This is a genomic window from Rhodococcus sp. X156 (genome assembly GCF_004006015.1).
Classification (GTDB): Bacteria; Actinomycetota; Actinomycetes; order Mycobacteriales; family Mycobacteriaceae; genus X156.
Genome location: NZ_CP034766.1, coordinates 1,855,708 through 1,869,786, shown reverse-complemented (window position 1 = coordinate 1,869,786; position 14,079 = coordinate 1,855,708). Strand labels below are relative to the sequence as shown.

Annotated in this window: 12 protein-coding genes; 4 read left to right on the top strand and 8 right to left on the bottom strand. The window is 74.0% G+C overall.

Going from position 1 to position 14,079, the window contains the following annotated elements:
- The first annotated feature begins 9 nt into the window (after positions 1-9).
- The 4 genes from ELX43_RS08835 (at position 10) to cydC (ending at position 6,690) form a co-directional block, all read left to right on the top strand.
- Positions 10-459, top strand: a complete 450-nt coding sequence (locus ELX43_RS08835; protein ID WP_127783058.1) for a hypothetical protein — start codon at positions 10-12, stop codon at positions 457-459.
- A gap of 99 nt (positions 460-558) precedes the next feature.
- Complete coding sequence (locus ELX43_RS08830) at positions 559-2,157, top strand: cytochrome ubiquinol oxidase subunit I (RefSeq protein WP_127783057.1); 1,599 nt, start codon at positions 559-561, stop codon at positions 2,155-2,157.
- A 79-nt stretch (positions 2,158-2,236) separates the two neighbouring features.
- Positions 2,237-3,247 (top strand): cytochrome d ubiquinol oxidase subunit II, encoded by a 1,011-nt coding sequence (cydB, locus tag ELX43_RS08825; protein WP_127783056.1) that lies wholly within the window; start codon positions 2,237-2,239, stop codon positions 3,245-3,247.
- Positions 3,244-6,690 carry a thiol reductant ABC exporter subunit CydC gene (cydC, locus tag ELX43_RS08820; protein WP_127783055.1) on the top strand — a complete coding sequence of 1,149 codons (3,447 nt, stop codon included), beginning with the start codon at positions 3,244-3,246 and terminating at the stop codon, positions 6,688-6,690. Before cydB ends, cydC begins: the two co-directional genes overlap by 4 nt.
- Here the strand turns inward: cydC and ELX43_RS08815 are convergent.
- From ELX43_RS08815 to ELX43_RS08780, 8 genes are all read right to left on the bottom strand, one after another.
- Positions 6,591-8,465, bottom strand: a complete 1,875-nt coding sequence (locus ELX43_RS08815) for a bifunctional diguanylate cyclase/phosphodiesterase (RefSeq protein WP_127783054.1) — start codon at positions 8,463-8,465, stop codon at positions 6,591-6,593. The two genes, cydC and ELX43_RS08815, sit on opposite strands and share 100 nt — an antisense overlap.
- A 79-nt stretch (positions 8,466-8,544) precedes the next feature.
- Positions 8,545-9,024 carry a hypothetical protein gene (locus ELX43_RS08810; RefSeq protein WP_127783053.1) on the bottom strand — a complete coding sequence of 160 codons (480 nt, stop codon included), beginning with the start codon at positions 9,022-9,024 and terminating at the stop codon, positions 8,545-8,547.
- Positions 9,024-9,380: a response regulator gene (locus tag ELX43_RS08805; protein ID WP_127783052.1), complete on the bottom strand. Its 357-nt coding sequence runs from the start codon at positions 9,378-9,380 to the stop codon at positions 9,024-9,026. Before ELX43_RS08805 ends, ELX43_RS08810 begins: the two co-directional genes overlap by 1 nt.
- Positions 9,377-9,946 carry a chemotaxis protein CheX gene (locus ELX43_RS08800; RefSeq protein ID WP_127783051.1) on the bottom strand — a complete coding sequence of 190 codons (570 nt, stop codon included), beginning with the start codon at positions 9,944-9,946 and terminating at the stop codon, positions 9,377-9,379. The genes ELX43_RS08805 and ELX43_RS08800 overlap by 4 nt, the downstream gene beginning before the upstream one ends.
- Before the next feature lies 1 nt (position 9,947).
- Positions 9,948-10,334 carry a response regulator gene (locus ELX43_RS08795; protein ID WP_127783050.1) on the bottom strand — a complete coding sequence of 129 codons (387 nt, stop codon included), beginning with the start codon at positions 10,332-10,334 and terminating at the stop codon, positions 9,948-9,950.
- A complete protein-coding gene (locus ELX43_RS08790) occupies positions 10,331-11,191 on the bottom strand; it encodes a protein-glutamate O-methyltransferase CheR (RefSeq protein ID WP_127783049.1) in 861 nt (286 codons plus the stop codon). The genes ELX43_RS08795 and ELX43_RS08790 overlap by 4 nt, the downstream gene beginning before the upstream one ends.
- Entirely contained in the window at positions 11,188-12,360 is a 1,173-nt protein-coding gene (locus tag ELX43_RS08785) for a chemotaxis response regulator protein-glutamate methylesterase (RefSeq protein ID WP_127783048.1), read from the bottom strand. The genes ELX43_RS08790 and ELX43_RS08785 overlap by 4 nt, the downstream gene beginning before the upstream one ends.
- Before the next feature lie 11 nt (positions 12,361-12,371).
- A complete protein-coding gene (locus ELX43_RS08780; RefSeq protein WP_127783047.1) occupies positions 12,372-14,027 on the bottom strand; it encodes a methyl-accepting chemotaxis protein in 1,656 nt (551 codons plus the stop codon).
- Positions 14,028-14,079: the final 52 nt, after the last annotated feature.

The window sequence follows — 14,079 nt, the reverse complement described above, 5'->3', positions numbered from 1 at the left end:
GATCGCCTCGTGGGACCAGTCGCGGAGGGATCGCAGCAGGACCTGGCAGGACGCCGCCCGAGCCTCGCGGGCCGGTTGCTGGTGTGCCTGGAGTGGTTCACCGGGCTGCTGGGGGTGATCGGTGGGCTGGCTCTGGTCGCCCGGGCGGACGGGTCGATGCTCGGGGCCGGACTGCCTGACCTGGCCGGCAGCCCCTTCACCAGCTGGCGCCTTCCGGGGATGCTGCTGGCGGTGCTGGTGGGAGTCGGGTTCCTCGCCATCGGGACCTGGCAGTGGATCGGGGGACGCTGGGCTCGCGAGCTGTCCATCGCTGCTGGCGTCGCACTGGTGATCTTTGAGGTCTTCGTGCTCGCGTGGCTCGGGTTCCAGCCGCTGGAAGTGGTTTTCGGGATCGTGGGGGTCGCGGTGGTGGTGCTGGGGTGGCGGCTGCCCCACGCGCCCACGGTGGAGCCGCCCTGACCGCGCGTGCTGGTGTGCCTGCTCGGAGTGTCGTAACCCCGCCGTTCGGGGCGTAGAACTGGAACGAGACGCAATCACCGACCGGGTGGAGGTCCGGCTGTGGACGTTCTCGACATCGCCCGGTGGCAGTTCGGCATCACCACCGTCTACCACTTCATCATGGTTCCGCTGACCCTCGGTCTCGGCATCCTGGTGGTCGCCATGAACACCCTCTGGGTGCGCACCGGCAGTGCGACCTGGCTGCGGATGACCCGGTTCTGGGGCCGCATCTACCTGATCAACTTCGCCCTCGGCGTGGCCACCGGGCTGGTGCAGGAGTTCCAGTTCGGCCTGGCGTGGAGCGAGTACAGCAAGTTCGTGGGCGACATGTTCGGGTCGCTGCTGGCGCTGGAGGCGCTGGTGGCGTTCTTCCTGGAGTCGGTGTTCCTCGGCGTGTGGATCTTCGGCTGGGGGCGCATCCCCAAGAAGGTGCACCTGGCGTCCATCTGGCTGGCGGTGGGCGGCTCGATCGCCTCGGCGTACTTCATCCTGGGCGCCAACTCCTGGATGCAGCACCCGGTGGGCGTCACCCGTGACGCCGACGGCACCCCGGTGCTCAACGACGTGTGGGCGGTGCTGACCAACAACACCCTGCTGGCCGCCTTCAGCCACGTCATCTCCGGCGCGCTCGCGGTGGCCGGGGCGCTGCTCGTCGGGGTGGCCTGGTACCACCTGAACCGCCGGCGCAAGGAGGAGCTGCCCACCAACGACCTCGAGCACGGCGTGTGGATGAAGTCGCTGCGCCTGGGCGGCTGGGTGTCGGTGGTGGCGTTCGTGCTGGTCACGCTCACCGGCGACTGGCAGGGCAAGCTGATGTACCAGCAGCAGCCGATGAAGATGTCCTCGGCGGAGGCGCTGTGCAACACCGAGCAGCCGGCGGCGTTCTCCGTGTTCGCGGTGGGCAAGGCCAACAGCAACCAGTGCGACGACGTGCACTCGGTGACCATTCCCGGAGTGCTCAGCCTGCTGGCGCACGGCAACTTCAGCGACCCGGTGCCCGGGGTGAACCAGCTCAAGCAGGAGTACCAGGCTGCCTACGGCACCAGCTATCCCGACGATCCGGCCGTGCTGGGCGAGCGGGCGGGTCAGCCGATCGACTACCAGCCGCTGCTGGCGGTGACGTACTGGGGCTTCCGCCTGATGATCGGGCTCGGCTTCGTCTCCGCGATCGTCTCCGCGCTCGCGCTGTGGGTGACCAGGAAGGGTCGCCTGCCCGACAACCGGTTGGTGAGCAGCGGGGGAACGTGGTTGGCGGTGGCCACGATCTTCGCGCCGTTCGTGGCCAACTCCGCCGGCTGGGTCTTCACCGAGATGGGCCGCCAGCCGTTCGTGGTGGCGCCCAACCCAGACGTGCCGCTGGACCAGCGGGTGTGGTTCTTCACCGCCCAGGCTGTCTCGCCCGGGGTCGGCGGCGCCGAGGTGCTGACCTCGCTGATCTCCCTCACCCTGCTCTACGGCGCGCTCGCGGTGGTCGAGCTCTGGCTCGTCGTGAAGTTCGTCCGCAAGGGTGTGCCCACCGATGCCGGCGGCACCTCCTCCAGCGAGCCACCGTCCAGCGACGGCGGTGGGCCGCAGGGGCCGGACCGCCCGCAGGACCCCGACGGGCGGCGCCGCGACGACGCCCGCGAGGAGGACGGGGTCCTGTCGTTCGCCTACTGACCCCGGACGCCTACTGACCCCGGACGCCTACTGACCTGGTGCGGCTGAGCAGCACCCCTGACCCGGCAGGAGAGCCATCGTGGACCTGGAGACGGTGTGGTTCATCGCCATCGTGGTGCTGTGGATGGGGTTCCTGCTGCTGGAGGGCTTCGACTTCGGGGTGGCCATGCTGGTGCCCGTGCTCGCCCGCGGGGACGCCGAGCGCACGCTGATGCTGCGCACCATCGGCCCGGTGTGGGACGGCAACGAGGTGTGGCTGATCACGGCGGCCGGGGCGATCTTCGCCGCGTTCCCCGGCTGGTACGCCAGCTGGCTGCCGGCGATGTACCTGCCGTTCGTGGTGGTGCTGCTGGCCCTGATCGCACGCGCCGTGGGCTTCGAGTGGCGCCACTCCCACGACACCGAGGCCTGGAACCAGGGGTGGACGCGCACCGTCACCGTGTCCTCCACCGTCGCCTGCCTGGGCATCGGCGCGGCGCTGGCGGTGACCACGCTGGGCCTGCCCATCGCCGAGGACGGCACCCGCACCGGCGGGGCGTTCTCCGGGCTGGGCTGGACGGCACTGCTGGGTGCAGTGGCCGTGCTCGCCTTCTCCGTGGTGCACGGCGCCATCTTCCTGGCGCTGAAGACCGATGGGCCGGTGCGGGCGCGGGCCTGGCGGCTGACCAAGACGTGGCTGCCGGTGGGCGCGCTGCCGCTGCTGGTGTGGGTGGGGCTGGCGCAGGCGCGGTTCGGCAACGCCGCCACCGCCACCGCCGCCGTGGTGGCGGTGCTGGCCGCAGTGCTCGCCTGGTGGCTGGTGCGGGCCGACCGGGAGGGCTGGGCCTTCACCGTGTGGTCGCTGTTCATGCTGCTGTGCGTGGGCACGATCTTTGGCGCGCAGTACCCGGTGGTGGTGCCCTCCACCCTCACCGAGGCGTTTGACCTCACCATCTACGACACCTCGGTGAGCCACTACACGCTGGTGTTCATCACCTGGGTCGCGGCCTTCGTGCTGCCGTTCGTGCTGGTGTACGAGGCGTGGAGCTACTGGGTGTTCCGCCGTCGGCTGACCGCGGACGACCAGGGCCCGCACTCGGTTCCCGCGTGAGCGTCCCCGCCAGGGGACCGCTGGCACCGCTGGCCGGTGTCCCCGGTGTGCGGGCGGCACTGCTGCGGGCCGGCCTGGCCGCCCTGGGGCAGGTGGTGGGCATGGTGCTGCTCGCCGCCGGCCTGGCTGCCGCGCTGGCCGACGTGGCCCGCGGCAGCCAGGCCGGCGGCGACGGTCCCGCGGCGATGCTCGCGGTTGCCGCGGCCGGCGTGGGGGTGCGCGCGCTCAGCGGGTTCCTCGGCGACGTGGCGGTGGAGCGCGACGCCCGCCGGGGCGAGGACACCCTGCGCCGACGGGTGCTGGACCGGCTGCTGGCCGGGGAGGGCGAGGCGGTGCAGGCGGCCGGCGGCACCGGGCCGGCGGCGCTGCTCGCGGGCACCCGGCTGCACGAGCTGGCACCGGCCCTGGTCACGGTGCTGCCCGCCCTGGCCCAGACGGTGGTGGTGCCCCCGGTGGTGCTGGTGGCGCTGCTGGCCACCGACTGGCTGTCCGGGGTGATCGTGGCGTGCACGCTGCCGCTGGTGCCGCTGTTCATGGTGCTGGTGGGGTGGCACACCCGCGAGCGCACCACGGCGGCCGCGCTGGCGCTGGACCGCATCGCCGAGCACGTGGCCGAGCTGGTGCGGGGGCTGCCGGTGCTGGTGGGGCTGGGCCGCGCCGCCGACCAGCTGGCCGCGCTGAGCAGGCTGGGGCAGGCGCACCGCGTCCGGACGATGGCCACGCTGCGGGTGGCGTTCCTGTCCGCCCTGGTGCTCGAGGTGATCGCCACGCTGTCCATGGCGCTGGTGGCGGTGTCCATCGGCCTGCGCCTGGTGCACGGGGAGATGCCGCTGCAGGCCGGGCTGTTCGCCCTGCTGCTGGCCCCCGAGGCGTTCGCGCCGCTGCGCGCACTGGGGTCTGCGCACCACGCCAGCGAGGACGCCGCGGCAGCCGTGGCCGCGGCCGAGGAGGTGCTCACCGGCGAGCGGGCGCGGCCGGTGGTGCAGCCCGGCCCCGACCTGGCCGTGCAGGATCTGCGGGTGCAGCGACACGGGCGCGCGGCACCGGCGGTGGACGGGCTGAGTCTCACGGTGGCACCGGGGGAGGTGCTGGCGCTGCGTGGACCGAGCGGGGCGGGCAAGTCCACCGTGCTCGCGGTGCTGGCCGGCACGCTCCGCGACGGCCCCCGTGCCCGGGTGACCGGATCGGTGACGGTGCCCGGCGAGGTGGCGGTGGTGCCGCAGTTCCCGCGGACCACCGCACCGACCGTGGCCGCCGAGCTGGTCCGCCACGGCGCCCACGAGCAGGACGTGCCGGCGCTGCTGGCCGAGGTCGGGGCCCCTGACCTGGCGCAGCGGCGCTGCCGCACCCTCTCGCCCGGTGAGCTGGCCAGGGTGGCGCTGGCCCGAGCCCTGGTGCGGGTGCACCGCGGGGCGTCGGTGCTGCTGCTCGACGAGCCCACCGCGTCGCTGGACCCAGCCGCCACCGCCGTGGTGCAGCAGGCGCTGGCCCGGGTGCGGCACCAGGTGCGGACGGTGCTGGTGACCCACGAGCCCACGCTGGCCGCGCTCGCCGACCACGTCGTGGACCTGCCCGGCCTTCCCGCCGCGGTCCGGGTCCCCGCCGCGCCGGCCGGCAGTCCCGGCCCCCGGCCCAGCGCCACCCCGCCCGCCCACCAGGAGCCGCAGGCAGCGGTGGCGGCGACCAGTGCCACCTTCACCGGGCAGACCCGGTGGCCGCGCCGGGCGCTGGTGCGGGCGGTGGCCGCGGGCGTGGGCTCGGCCGCAGCCGCGAGCACGCTCACCGCGGTGTCGGGCTGGCTCATCGTGCGCGCCGCCGAGCAGCCCCCGGTGTTCGTGCTGCTGGTGGCGATCGTCGGGGTGCGCTTCTTCGCCCTCGTGCGGGCCGTCCTGCGCTGGGCCGAGCGGCTGGCCGCCCACGACGCCGCGCTTCGCCTGGCCGCCCGCACCAGGGTGCAGCTCTGGCGGGCGCTGGTGGCGCAGGGCCCGGCCGCCGACCGCACCCCGGGACGCGCGCTGGCCCGCGTCGTCGGCGACGTCGACCTGCTGCAGGAGCTGTCGGTGCGGGTGCTGACCCCACCGTGGGTGGCCGGCCTGGTGCTCACCGGCACCGCGGGGGTGCTGGCGGTGCTGGACCCGGCGGCGGGCCTGGCGGTGGCGGTGGTGCTGGCCGCCGCGGTGGCGCTGGTGGTGGCGGTGCACCGGGTGGCCGACCGGGGCCCGGCCCGCCGCGCCGACGAGCTGCGCACCGTCACCCTGCAGGAGACGGCCACCGCGCTGGAGGGCGCGGCCGACCTGCGGGCGCACGGGTTGGTGGCGGCGACGGTGGCCGAGCTCGACCGCGGTGGTCGCCACCAGGGTGTGGCCGCGCGGCGGGCGGCGCTGGCACGGGCGGCGAGCACCGCAGTGGCGGTGCTGGCCAGCGGCGGGGCCGCCGTGCTCGCCCTGGGGGTGGGTCGCTCGGCGGTGGCCACGGGAGCGATCTCGGTGCCCGCGCTGGCGGTGCTGGCCCTGGCGCCACTGGGGCTGCTCGATCCACTGGTGAACCTCGGTGCGGCGCTGCGCCAGCGGCGGGCGTGGCAGGACGCCCGCACGCGGGTGGCGGCAGTGCTGGCCGAGCCGGTGGCGGCCGAGCCCCCCGCGCCGGTGGCGCTGCCGCGGCCGGTGGAGTCGCTGCGCACCGCCGACCTGTGGGCGGGGTGGCCGGGTGGGCCGGACGTGCTGCGCGGGCTGAGCCTGTCGGCGTCGGCCGGCGACGGCTGGGTGGTGGTGGCCGGGCCGTCGGGCTCAGGCAAGTCCACCCTGCTCAGCGTGCTCATGGCGGCGCTGCGCCCGCGGGCCGGGAGCTACCAGCTGGAGGAGGTGGACACCGCCGCCGTGCACAGCGCCGACGTCCGCTCAGCCATCGCCTGGTGCCCGCAGGACGCCCACGTCTTCGCCGCCTCGGTGCGGGCCAACCTGGCGCTGGCGGCCCCGCGCGGGCAGCTGCGCGAGCCGGCCATGCGCGCCGCGCTCACCCAGGTGGGGCTGGACCGCCTGGTCGACTCCCTGCCCGCGGGCCTGGACACCCCGGTGGGCTCGGGCGGCACCGCGCTCTCCGGCGGGGAGCGGCGCCGGCTGGCGGTGGCCCGGGCGCTGCTGGCCGACCGGGAGGTGGTGCTGCTGGACGAGCCCACCGCGCACCTGGACCCACCCACCGCCGCGGCGCTGGTGCAGGACCTGCGCCTGGCCCTGCGCGGGCGGACCGTGGTGTGCGTGACCCACCAACCCACGGTGGCCCGGCCTGGTGACCTGCTGGTGCAGCTGCCCGACCGGACGCCGCCGCAGCCGGTGGTCCCGCAGCCTCAGCAGGCTTCCCGCCCGGCAGCGCCCAGCCCGGCAGCGAAGGTGGTGTCGAGCAGCCGCTCCAGCTCCTCCGGTGGCACCGGCCGGCTGAACAGGTAGCCCTGGGCGGTGGGGCACCCCAGTGCTCGCAGCACCTCCGCCGCCGGCTCGTTCTCCACCCCCTCCGCCACGACGTCCAGCCCGAACGCCTGGGCCAGCCCGATGATGGACTTCACGATGGCCAGGTCGTTGGGGTCGGCGTCCACGTTGTGCACGAAGCCGCGGTCGATCTTGAGGGTGTCCACCGGCAGCTGCTTGAGCTGGTCCAGCGAGCTGCGCCCGGTTCCGAAGTCGTCGATGGCCACCTGCACGCCCAGCCGCTTGAGCCCGCGCAGCGTCTGCAGCACGGTCGCCAGGTCGTGGATCACGGCGTGCTCGGTGATCTCCAGGCACAGCAGCGGCCCGGCCAGGTCGTGCTCGTCGAGCACCGCGGCCACGGTCTCCACGAAGTCGGCGGTGATCAGCTGGACGGGGGAGACGTTCACCCGCAGCTGCAGCGCCAGTCCCGGCCGTGCGCGGCGCCAGGCGGCCAGCTGGCGGCAGGCCTCCTGCAGCACCCAACGCCCCAGCTCGCCGGCGAGGTTGGTGGACTCGGCGATGCCGATGAACGAGTCCGGCTGCAGCAGCCCGCGCACCGGGTGCTGCCAGCGCACCAGCGCCTCCACCCCCACCACCTCGCGGGTGCGCAGGTCGATCTCCGGCTGGTAGTGCAGCAGCAGGCCGTGCCCCTGCACGGCCGTGCGCAGCCGCATCTCGATGTCGGTGCGCACCGCGTCCTCGGTGTGCATCTGCTCGGTGTAGCAGGTGATGGTGTTGCCGCCCCGCTCCTTCGACGTCGTGGACGCCTGGGCGACGCGGTTCAGCAGCTCGGTGGCGCCGCAGCGGCCGGGCACCGCGACGGCCACCCCGATGCTCGCCGTCCGGCCCACGTTCTCCATCTTCAGCGCCACCGGTGCGGCGATCGACCGCTGGGCCCGCACCGCGGCCTGCTCCGCCTCGCCGAGCCGGGCCGGCTCGCCCAGCAGCAGGACGAACTCGTCGCCGCCCAGCCGCACCACCAGGTCGCCGGCGAAGGCCTCGGTCAGCCGCCGGGCCACCACCCGGAGAAACTCGTCCCCCGCGGCGTGGCCGAGGGAGTGGTTGACCACCTTCAGCCGGTCCACCGCCACGTGCACCAGCCCGACGGGGTGCTGCTCGGGCGCGGCGAGGCGGCGGCGCAGCTCGGTCAGCAGGACGTGCTGGGCCGGCAAGCCGGTGAGCTCGTCGTGGTCGGCCAGGAAGCGCAGCCGCTCCTCGGCACTCACCCGGGCGTGCAGGTGGGTGAGGAACGCCGCCACCGCCTGCAGCGCGTGAATCTCCCGGGGGCTCCAGCTCCGCTCGCCGCGGACCACCACGCCGAGCACGCCCACGGTGGCGCTGCCGGTGCGCAGCGGCACCGCCACCGTGGTGTGGCCGTTGCTCGAGACCGCCTGCCCGAGCACCCGGTAGGTCTCCGCCCGCACCGGCGCGAACACCACCTCCCGCGGGTGCGCCCGGATCCCCAGCACGGTGGCGCCGTCGCGGAAGGGCACGACCTGCATCGGGTCCGGGCCCGCCCGGGCGGCGCGCGGTGGCCACTCGGCCACCAGCACCGACGCGTCCAGCACCGTGTCGTTGCGCCGCAGGTAGCAGGCGTCCACGTCGAAGTGCTCCACCAGCTCGCGCAGCACCGCCGTGCAGGCCTGGGGCGCGGTCATCGACGTCACCGCCAGCAGCTGGCCGGCCAGGTCCGTGACGAGCACCTCCAGGTCGCGCTTGACGTCGCCCGGGCCCGACGGTGCGAGGGTGAGGTGCATGGTGTGTCCATTCGGTCGTGCCGGCCGTGTGGGCCGCGGGGTGAGCCAGAGCGGGTGGAGCTGGGGAACAGGTCGGTGGCTACGCAGCGGCAGCCACCGACAGCCGGCCGGGGCCGTAGCCGGGCACGTCGAGGTCCAGGTCGAGCCGTTGCAGGCCGGAGTAGAGCAGCGACGTCGCGAGGGGCGGTGCCGCGGCCACCGGCCGGTAGGTGCGCTCCAGCCGCAGGTGTGGGTTGCCCGGCAGCTGGAACGCCGAGGCGAGCACGTTGCTCACCTCGCTGAGGGCGTCGAACAGGTCCTGGGGCAGGTGCTGCTGGTGCACCGCCTCGCGGACGGTGCCTGCCGGGTACAGCCCCAGCGCGGCTCCCACGCCGGCGGCGGCGGGCAGGTCCCAGCCGGCCACCGCGCACACCTCGTCGGTGTCGTTGACGTAGGTGGCCAGCACGCCGCCGATGGCGCCGACCCCGTCCAGCGGGGTGCCGGGCCGGGTGGTGACGTCGCGGCCGAGCAGTCCGTCGAGGATGTCCTTGACGCGCTTCACCGGGGGCAGGGTGGTCATCAGGCGGGCTCCAACGCGTCGCGGAAGTTCTCCGGCGTGAACGGCTTGACGATGAGGAAGGCGGCGCCGGCGGCGGTGGCGGCGGCACGCATCTCGTCGGAGGACTCTGAGGTGACGAACCCGAAGCGAACCCGCGAGCCGGCCGCCCGCAGCGCCCGCAGCGCGTCCAGCCCACTCATCCCGGGCATGTTCCAGTCCGACAGCACCAGGTCCGGCTCCTCGGCGAGGGCCACCTCGTAGGCCTCAGCCCCGTTGGCGGCCTCCAGGACCTCGGTGCACTCGATGCCCGCCTGGCGCAGGGTGCGGACCACGATGCGCCGCATCACGGTGGAGTCGTCGGCCACCAGCACCCTCATGCCTGGCCTCCCCGCGCCCGGGGGGTGCTGCGGCGCTGCCACAGCGACACCTCGATGACCTCGTCGGTGGGTCGGCCGGGGTCCTGGCGGCGCCAGCGGGCCGCCACCTGCACGCGGGGCTCGGCGTCCACGCTGATCAGCGTGGCGGCGTCGAGCACCACCTGGGGCAGCGACAGCACCAGGTCCGTGCCCAGCGTGCTCTTCACCGCGCCGCCCACCATGTTGGCGACCTCGCCCAGTGCGTCGGCGAGCACCGTGGTGCTCGGGTCGACGAGGTCACCGCCCCACAGCCCGGCAGCCAGCCGGTGGGCGCAACCCGGGCTCATCGAGACCTGCACGTGGCCCGCCCAGGCCCCGCTGATCGACACCGCAGCGAGCATCCGGGCCGTCGCGGCAGGACCGCTCGGCGGGTCGAGCAGGGTGAGCTCGCCGTCGAGGTAGGCCGCCCACACCCGAGCCAGCACCTCGCCCAGCTGCGCGGGCGTGGGCAGCGGCACGGGCGTGGGCAGCGGCACGGGGGTGGGCAGCGGCACGGGGGTGGCGGGGACCGCCAGGGGAGCGTGCACCTCAGGCCCGCGCCGGCACCAGGCCGAGCAGCTGCAGCTTCTCGGCGAGGGCGTCGGGGGTGAACGGCTTGACCAGGTACTCGTGGGCGCCGGCGGCCAGCGCCCGCACCACCTGGCTCTGCTCGCTCTCGGTCGTCACCATGAGCAGGGTCATCGCGGCGTAGCGCGGGTCCGCCCGCAACGCCTGGATCAGCTCCAGGCCGTTCATCTCGGGCATGTTCCAGTCCACCAGGGCCACGTCGGGCACGGGGTCGGCCGCGGCGAGGCGCTCCAGGGCGTCGCGGCCGTCGACCGCCTCGCTCACCTCGAATCCGAACTTGGTCACGATGCGTCGCAGGATCATTCGCATCGCCGAGGAGTCATCGATCACGATGGCACGCACGGTCATCCCTTCCTGGTCAGGTGCACAGCAGCGGAGGTGCGGGACCGGTAGGCGGACAGGCCCGCGAACCGTTCCTGCTCGAGGTCGTCGGTGAGGCCGCGGGTGCTCTCCGCGGTGCCCAGCACGATCCAGCCGTTCGGGGCGAGCACCCGGGTCGCCCGGCGCAGGATCGACGTCTTGTGCGCCGGGTCGAGGTAGATGAGCACGTTGCGCAGGAAGATGACGTCGAAGGTGGGCAGGGTCGTGAAGGCGTCCACCAGGTTGCGCTGGCGGAAGCTCACCTGCCGGCGCAGCACGTCGCGCACCTGCCAGGTGGGTCCGTCCTGGGTGAAGTAGCGGTCGCGGTAGGTCGGCGGCAGCCCGCGGCTCATCTCCAGCTGCGAGTACCGACCGGCCCGGGCCTGCGTCAGCACCGCGTGCGAGAGGTCGGTGCCGAGCACCTCGAAGCGCTGCTGCGGGGACATCTCGTCGCTGCGGTGCATGTCGTCCAGCACCATCGCCAGGCTGTAGGCCTCCTGCCCGGTGGACGCCGCCGCCGACCACAGCCGCAGCACCGAGCTGCGCTCCCGCTCCAGCAGCAGCCGCGGCAACAGCTCGGTGCGCAGCCCGGCGAACACGCCGGGGTCGCGCAACCACGACGTCTCGTTGGTGGTGAGCGCCTCCACGATCGCCCAGCGCTGCTGCCGGGCGTCGGGGTGCTGGGCGGCACGCACCAGCTCGGACACCCCGGTGAGGCCCTCGCCGCGCACCAACGGGCTGAGCCGGGCCTCCACCAGGTACTCCTTGCCGGGCAGCAGCACGATGGCCGCCTCGCGCAGCAGCAGCGCGGCGACGAACTGGAACTCGGGTGCTCCGATGCTCATCGGCTGGTCCCGACCGTCGCCGCGGCGGGCACCCGTCGCGCCGCGGGGCGGGACAGCCGGCCGAGCAGGTACGGGGCGATCTGGTCCAGGCCCAGCACCTCTCGCGCCAGGCCGGCCTCCACCACGGCCCGGGGCATGCCCCACACCACCGACGACGCCGCGTCCTGCGCCACCACCTGCGAGCCGCTCTCCACCAGCAGCCGGGCGCCACGCCGGCCGTCCTGCCCCATGCCGGTGAGCACCACGGCCAGTGCTGAGCCGGGGTAGGCCGCGGCCACCGAGCCGAACAGCACGTCCACCGACGGCCGGGAGTAGCTCTCCGGGGCGCGGTCGTGCAGCACGGTGCGCACCGCGCCTGCCCGCCGATGCACCTCCAGGTGCCGCCCACCCGGGGCCAGGTAGACCACCCCGGGCTGCAGCAGCTGGCCGTGCTGCGCCTCCACCACGGTGGCCGGGCCCAGGCGGTCGAGGCGGCCGGCGAGCATCTGGGTGAACACCGGGGGCATGTGCTGCACCACCACCACCGGGACCGGGAGAGCCGCGGTCAGCGCGCCGAACAGGCGGGTCAGGGCCTCGGGCCCGCCGGTGGAGCTGCCCACCGCCAGCACCTGCGGCACCGGGTCGACCTCGGCGGCCGGCCGGAGCAGGGCCGGCGTGCCCGGGCCATCCGCAGCGGTGCTGCTGGTCCGGCGGTCACGCGTCCCCACCGGTAGTGCCCGCGCGGTCAGCGCCCGCACCCGCGGCACGAGCTGGTCGCGCACGTCGGCCAGCGACGCGGCGAGGCTGGCGCCGCTGCTGGGCTTGCACACGTAGTCGCTGGCGCCCTGCGCCAGGGCCTCCACGGTGGCCGCGGCGCCGTGGCCGGTCAGCGTGGACACCATGACCACCGGCAGCCGGGGGTGGCGGCGACGGATCTCCCGCAGCGTGGCGAGCCCGTCCATCACGGGCATCTCCACATCCAGGGTGACCAGGTCCGGGCGCAGCTCGGCGATCTTGCGCAGCGCCAGCTCCCCGTTGGCGGCGGTGCCCACCACGCTGATGCCCTCGGCCTCCTCCAGCACCCGCGACACCAGCCGCCGCACCAGCGCAGAGTCGTCCACCACCAGGACGGTGACAGCCCTGGTGGTGGGCGTGTCCCGGTGCGTGTCGCCGGGCTGACGGGTGCTCATCCGGGGCGGCCCTAGTAGACGAACGAGGAGACCTGGCTGCGGAGGTCCGCTGCCATCCGGGCCAGCTCGTCGACGTCGGTGCGCGTCTGGGAGACCGCGGCGGTGGTGGACGAGGCGGCCGAGGCCACCCCGGTGATGTTCACGGCGATCTCGCCGGTACCGGCGGCCGCGTCGGTCACGTTGCGGCTCATCTCGTTGGTGGTCGCGCTCTGCTGCTCCACCGCTGAGGCGATGGTCAGCTGGAAGTCGTTGATGGAGGCGATGATCGCGGCGATGTCACCGATGGCGTGCACGGCGCCGGCGGTGTCGGACTGGATGGCCTCCACCCGGCGCACGATGTCCTCGGTCGCGCGGGAGGTCTCCTGCGCCAGCTCCTTGACCTCGTTGGCCACCACCGCGAACCCCTTGCCGGCCTCCCCGGCCCGGGCGGCCTCGATGGTGGCGTTCAGCGCCAGCAGGTTGGTCTGCGCCGCGATCGAGGTGATCACCTTGACCACGTTGCCGATCTCCTGCGAGGAGACCCCGAGCTTGGCCACCGTGGCGTTGGTGGTCTCCGCGGCGGCGACGGCCTGGGAGGCGACCCGGGCGGCCTCGTTGGCGTTCTGGGCGATCTCGCGGATGGAGGCCTCCATCTCCTCCGAGCCGGCCGCGACCGTCTGCACGTTGCGCGACACCTGCTCGGAGGCCGCGGCGACGACGCCCGCCTGCACGGCGGTCTCCTCGGCTGCAGCGGCGATCTGGCTGGAGGTGGCGGAGAGCCGCTCGGCGGAGGTGGACACCTGGTCGGCCGAGCCCACCACGCTGCCGATGACCTCGCGGAAGTTGACCTGTGCCTGCTCCAGGGCCTTGGCCATCCGGCCGATCTCGTCGTCGGCCTCCACGTTCGAGCCCACGGTGAGGTCGCGGCGAGACATCGCCTCCAGGGCCCGCTGCACCCGGCGCAGCGGACGCCGGACCATCCCGGCGATGAGGTAGTTCAGCCAGAGCGCCAGCAGCAGGCCGACGCTCAGCACGCTGGTGAAGACCACGATGGCGCGGTCGGTGCGGTCCTGGGAGTCCTCGGCGAAGTCCAAAAAGTACTGGTTGGCCAGCGCCTGCATCGGCTTGCGGGCGGCGACGAGCTGGTCCAGCGCCGGCTGGCCCTGCGCGGTGAACGCGCTCTGGTAGCCGGCGAGGTCACCGGCCAGCGCGGCCGGCAGCAGGGTGGTGTCGCGCACGCTCTTGTACTGCTGCCAGGCGCTCACGTAGGCGTCCCAGGTGGGGTAGGCGCTGACCACGGGGGTGAGGCGGGCGATCGTGCCGTCCACGGCCGCGTCGCTGGCAGCGATCTTGCGGAGCCACTCCTGCTTGGCCGCACCCGTGGGTGCGGCGGCGAGCGAGGGCACCAGCGGCTCCGCCGCCAGCTCCGTCTCGTAGAGCTCGTTCAGCGGGGCGACGACGTCCCGCTGCACCTGCGCCAGGCCGGTGACGTCCTTGCCCGCGTCGTGCAGCGCGGTGCTGGCCACGACGCAGGAGATCACCGCGACCACGGTGATGAAGCCGACCGCGATGAGCAGCTTGACGGTGACCGACCGGTTGGCGAACCAGCGGTACAGCGGGTTGCGCGTGCGCCGGCCACCTCCCACGGCAGCCGCCGCGATCGGCGCGCCCATCGTCAGCGTAGACATGAAGTCCTCTCGGAAACCTGGTGGAGCAGCGTCAGTGAGTTGATCGACCCCG

What these genes read in the sequence shown, in the direction of transcription:
- ELX43_RS08815 (WP_127783054.1), bottom strand. Translation starts at nt 8,465, where the DNA reads ATGCACCTCACCCTCGCACCGTCGGGCCCGGGCGACGTCAAGCGCGAC.
- ELX43_RS08810 (WP_127783053.1), bottom strand. Translation starts at nt 9,024, where the DNA reads ATGACCACCCTGCCCCCGGTGAAGCGCGTCAAGGACATCCTCGACGGA.
- ELX43_RS08805 (WP_127783052.1), bottom strand. Translation starts at nt 9,380, where the DNA reads ATGAGGGTGCTGGTGGCCGACGACTCCACCGTGATGCGGCGCATCGTG.
- ELX43_RS08795 (WP_127783050.1), bottom strand. Translation starts at nt 10,334, where the DNA reads ATGACCGTGCGTGCCATCGTGATCGATGACTCCTCGGCGATGCGAATG.
- ELX43_RS08790 (WP_127783049.1), bottom strand. Translation starts at nt 11,191, where the DNA reads ATGAGCATCGGAGCACCCGAGTTCCAGTTCGTCGCCGCGCTGCTGCTG.
- ELX43_RS08785 (WP_127783048.1), bottom strand. Translation starts at nt 12,360, where the DNA reads ATGAGCACCCGTCAGCCCGGCGACACGCACCGGGACACGCCCACCACC.
- ELX43_RS08780 (WP_127783047.1), bottom strand. Translation starts at nt 14,027, where the DNA reads ATGTCTACGCTGACGATGGGCGCGCCGATCGCGGCGGCTGCCGTGGGA.